This window comes from Mycobacterium sp. (genome assembly GCF_025965855.1).
Classification (GTDB): Bacteria; Actinomycetota; Actinomycetes; order Mycobacteriales; family Mycobacteriaceae; genus Mycobacterium.
The window spans coordinates 1-4,897 of the sequence record NZ_JAOPWB010000004.1 but is presented as its reverse complement, the minus strand read 5'-3'; the positions used below and the strand labels follow the sequence as shown (position 1 = coordinate 4,897).

Sequence of the window (4,897 nt, the reverse complement as noted above, 5' to 3'; positions counted from 1 at the left end):
CGGGAGGCGGGTGACTGGCTTCCGGGCGTACGGCGGGGCGTGGTGGCCATGTGCGGTGTCTCAGCCCTTCGGGACGTACCGGGGGAACGCCCCCAGCCCGGCGTAGCGGGCGGCGTCGTCCAGCTCCTCCTCGATCCGGAGCAGCTGGTTGTACTTGGCGACCCGCTCCGACCGTGCCGGCGCACCGGTCTTGAGCTGGCCGCAGTCGGTCGCCACGGCGAGGTCCGCGATCGTGGTGTCCTCGGTCTCGCCGGAACGGTGACTCATCATGCAGCGGTACCCGCTGCGGTGGGCGAGCGCGACGGCGTCCATCGTCTCGGTGAGCGTGCCGATCTGGTTCACCTTGACCAGCAACGCGTTTGCCACGCCCTTTTCGATACCCTCTTCCAGCCGCTCGGGGTTGGTGACGAAGATGTCGTCGCCGACGATTTGCACCCGCTCCCCGATCAACGCGGTCAGGGCCACCCAACCATCCCAATCGTCTTCGGACAGTGGGTCTTCGAGAGACACCAACGGATAGGAGCCGAGCAGGCCGGCGTAGAACTCGGCCATCTGCTCGGCGGTGCGGGTGCTGCCCTCGAACGTGTAGCCAGTGCCGTCGGCGTAGAACTCGGTGGCCGCCGCGTCGAGGGCGAGCGCGACGTCGCTCCCGAGTTTGAAACCCGCCGCTTCGACGGCCCGGCCGATCAGGTCCAGTGCCGCGGTCGTGCCCGCCACGTCGGGGGCAAATCCGCCCTCGTCGCCCAGGCCGGTGGACAGCCCCTCCTTCTTCAGCACCGATTTGAGCGCGTGGTAAACCTCGGTGCCCCACCGCAACGCCTCGGCGAAGCTGGGCGCGCCGATCGGTGCGACCATGAATTCCTGGATGTCGACGGCGGTGTCGGCGTGGGCGCCGCCGTTGAGGATGTTCATCATCGGCACGGGCAAAATGTGCGCGTTCGGCCCGCCGAGATAGCGGAACAGCGGCAACTCGGCGGAATCGGCGGCCGCCTTGGCGACCGCCAGCGAGACGCCGAGGATCGCGTTGCCGCCCAGCCGCGACTTGTCGGGGGTGCCGTCGAGGTCCACCAGGGCCTGGTCCACCAACCGCTGGTCGTCGGCGTTGAATCCGATGACGGCCGGACCGATCTCGTCGAGCACGGCCTGCACCGCCTTCTGCACGCCCTTGCCGCCGTAACGCTGTCCGCCGTCACGCAACTCGACGGCCTCGTGCTCGCCGGTCGACGCGCCGGACGGCACCGCCGCGCGGGCAAACGTCCCGTCCATCAGAGCTATCTCGACCTCGACCGTCGGGTTGCCGCGGGAGTCGAGGATCTCGCGGGCCCCGACCTGCTCGATAATCGGCACTGGGTTCTCCTTGCCTAAGCTTGCCTAGTCGCTGGTGCCGGATACATCCTGCTACAGCGGGTGACCCGCCGCGTAGGCGGTCGCCCAGTCCCGCACCGCCCGCGCATAAACGCCGGAGTTGTTGTAGGCCCGCAGCGCGGTGATCCACCCCCGCGGTGTGGCGAGATCTTTTCCACGCCAACACAGATAACCCGCCGCCGCGAGCGCCGCATCGTCGATGTTGTCGGGGCTGACGACGCCGTCGTTGTGGGCGTCCACCCCGTACAGCCGCCATGTCTCCGGAATGAACTGCATCGGCCCCATCGCGCGCGCCACCCCGGCATCGCCGTCCTTGGCGTCCGCGGTGTCGACGATGCGCAAGGTGCCCCCGCTGCCGTCTAGGCGAACACCCCGAATGGGCGGACTCACATCCCCGTTCGGCGACAGCGTCGCGCCCCGGTAGGTGCCGTGGTGGCTTTCGACCTGCCCGATGCCCGCCAGCGTGGTCCACGCGATATGGCACTTCGGGTTCTCGACCTCGGCGACCCGGGCGGCGTACGCGTAGGCCTCTAGCGCGATGACCGGAATCTCCAATGCCGTCGACCGCTGCTCGGCCCATTGGCGCAACTGATCCGCCGGCCGGCCGCTGAGGTGAGTGTCCACCGGCGGCACCGGAGCCCCGGCCGGCGGCGGGACGCCTTCCGGGATGAACAGGCTGAGCTGCCAGGTGCAGCTGGACGCAAGGATCATGGCAGTCGCGCCGATCACGGCGGCCGCACGCAACCAACGCCTCGGCGACACCATGACTTTTAGAGCTCCCCTGAACTTTCCCTACACAAATTTCGACCACGACCATCGTCCCACGGGTTTCGGCCCCACCCGGCCGATTCCGGTCCCGAGCCCACCGATACGGCGTCCGTCGTCAGCCAATCTGGTGTTAGCTACCAGCAACTATGGCTAGCGATCACTGACCCCGCGACGTTACTGGGTGACAGGCGGCAGAAGCCGCCAATTGAACCCTATTTCCGGCCTCGGCGCTTCTTGGAGCCCCCGTCGGACGCCTCGGACGCCTTCTTCATAGCACCGGACGCCGCCGCGTCTTCGGTGGCCGCCTCGTCGATGCCCAATTCACTCGATGGCCAGTGCGCGCGCCATTCCCCCTCGGTGACTTCGCCGAGCTGCGCCACGTCCAGCTCCACCGGAACGCTGTCGCCGCGGCGGGTGGCCGCGATCGCCCTCTCTGCACTGCGGACCGTGTCAACGAACTCCAAAACCGCCGCGCGAAGCGCGCTTTCCGCATCAACGTCGGCCGACACGGAGATGGACGTGATCTGGACGGGGATCAGGGCGGCGGGCAGCCCGGCCTTCTCCGCGCGTTGAATCACCTTCTGCGCCAACGCCAATGCCGGCTGACCGGTGTGGACGTCGTCCATCACCGAGTTCCGCGACTTTTCGGCGGCCTTGCGATCCTCCCACTGCGCCAACTGATCTTCGAGCGAAATCGATTGCCCCGCAAGAACTCCGGGCACCCGGTGGCCCAGCTTGCGCATCAGCGTGGCGGCGACGTCGTCGATGGTGAAGGGAAGCTGCGGCGCGTCCTCGGCGATGCGGGCGTGGAAGAGGACCTGTAGCAACACGTCGCCGAGTTCTTCGCGCAGCTGATCGGCGTTGCCGCTGCGCACGGCGTCCAGCAGCTCGTAGGTCTCCTCGAGCAGGAACCTGCGCAACGAGTCGTGGGTTTGCTCGCTTTCCCACGGTCCCGCGGTGCGTAGCTTGTCCATCATCGCGACGGCGTCGACCAGTCGCTCGCCGCGCGGCGTGTCCGGCGCCGAGATCAGCCGGGCCCCGGCCGCCAGCCGGGCGGTCACGGCGGGGTGGTCCGGATCGGATGACAGCAGCACCGGCGCGTCGTCCCCGGAGTGCACGGGCCGCGCCGCGGGCAGCGACCACGGAACCGCGACCGGCATCTCCTCGGTGTATTGCACCTCGCCGGTCAGGTGCTCGATGGCCTCGACGGGCACCAGAGAGGGGCGGCGGCGGTCGAACAAGACGACGATCATCGCGCCTGTCGCTCCTCCCCGGACATCGATGCTGGTGACGCACTCGTTATACCAATCTCTAGCTGTGGTTTCCCCTCCAGTGCCGTTACCAGGTTGGCCACCATCTGGAGCAACTCGACGTCGCGCATGCGTGGCGCGCCGATGCCGCCGGACCGCGGAATGGGCACCTGGACCGTGGACGTCGTGGCCCGGTAGTGCGCCGCCGGGTACATCCGCTTGAGCCGCACCTGGGCCGAGTCCAGCAGCGTCACCGGCGACAGCCGCACGGTCGCCGCCGACGGGGCCGAGACCTCGGTGATGCCGGCGCCGCGGCACAGCAGCCGCAACCGCGCCACGGCCACCAGCCGCTCGGCGGGCTCGGGCAGCGCGCCGTAGCGGTCGACGAGCTCCTCAACAACGGCGCTGATGGCGGCCTCGTCAGAAGCGGCGGCGAGCCGCCGGTAGCCCTCCAGCCGGAGCCGGTCGCTGGCGATGTAGTCCGGCGGCAGGTGCGCGTCCACCGGCAGGTCGATCCGGACGTCCTTGGGCTCCTCGGGCGTGGTGACCGTCTGGCCGTCGTCCGCTGCTTGTAAGGCCGCCCGGTACGCCTCCACGGCCTCGCCCACCAGCCGCACGTACAGGTCGAACCCGACCCCGGCGACGTGCCCGGACTGCTCGACGCCGAGCACGTTGCCGGCGCCGCGGATCTCGAGGTCCTTGAGCGCGACCGCCATGCCCGCGCCCAACTCGTTGTTCTGCGCGATGGTCGCCAACCGGTCGTAGGCCGTCTCGGTCAGCGGCGCGTGCGGCGGATAGAGGAAGTAGGCATAACCGCGCTCGCGGCTGCGGCCGACCCGGCCGCGCAGCTGGTGCAGCTGGGATAGGCCGAAGGTGTCGGCGCGCTCGACGATCAGCGTGTTGGCGTTGGAGATGTCCAGGCCGGTCTCCACGATCGTGGTGCACACCAGGATGTCGTATTCGCGGTTCCAGAAGCCCTGCACGGTGCGTTCCAGCCGCTCCTCGGGCATCTGCCCGTGCGCGACGACGACGCGCGCCTCGGGCACCAGCTCGCGCACCCGGGCCGCCGCCCGGTCGATGGAGCTGACCCGGTTGTGCACGTAGAAGGCCTGCCCGTCGCGCAGCAACTCGCGGCGCAGGGCGGCGGCGACCTGTTTCTCGTCGTCCGGACCGACGTAGGTCAGCACCGGGTAGCGCTCCTCGGGCGGCGTCAGGATCGTCGACATCTCACGAATCCCGGCCAGGCTCATCTCCAGCGTGCGCGGGATCGGGGTGGCGCTCATGGTGAGCACGTCGACGTGGGTGCGCAGCGACTTGATGTGTTCCTTGTGTTCGACACCGAACCGCTGCTCCTCGTCGACGACGACAAGGCCCAGGTCCTTCCAGGTGACACCGGTCTGCAGCAGCCGGTGGGTGCCGATCACGATGTCGACCGAGCCGTCCTTCATGCCAGCGAGTACGGCGCGCGAGTCGGCCGGGTCGGTGAACCGCGACAACCCCTTCACCGTGACCGG

General features: G+C 68.9%; 3 protein-coding genes and 1 pseudogene. All 4 read right to left on the bottom strand.

From position 1 onward, the window contains the following. Positions 1-60 precede the first annotated feature (60 nt). Positions 61-1,347: a phosphopyruvate hydratase gene (eno, locus tag JWP83_RS00250; protein ID WP_297724410.1), complete on the bottom strand. Its 1,287-nt coding sequence runs from the start codon at positions 1,345-1,347 to the stop codon at positions 61-63. Positions 1,348-1,398: 51 nt separating this feature from the next. Then, positions 1,399-2,127, bottom strand: a complete 729-nt coding sequence (locus JWP83_RS00245; RefSeq protein WP_297724412.1) for a lytic transglycosylase domain-containing protein — start codon at positions 2,125-2,127, stop codon at positions 1,399-1,401. Positions 2,128-2,307: 180 nt separating this feature from the next. Next, positions 2,308-3,386: pseudogene (locus JWP83_RS00240) on the bottom strand (nucleoside triphosphate pyrophosphohydrolase). Beyond that, on the bottom strand, positions 3,383-4,897 hold a 1,515-nt coding region (locus JWP83_RS00235; RefSeq protein ID WP_297724407.1), incomplete at its 5' end, for a TRCF domain-containing protein. The gene JWP83_RS00235 and the pseudogene JWP83_RS00240, both read right to left, overlap by 4 nt.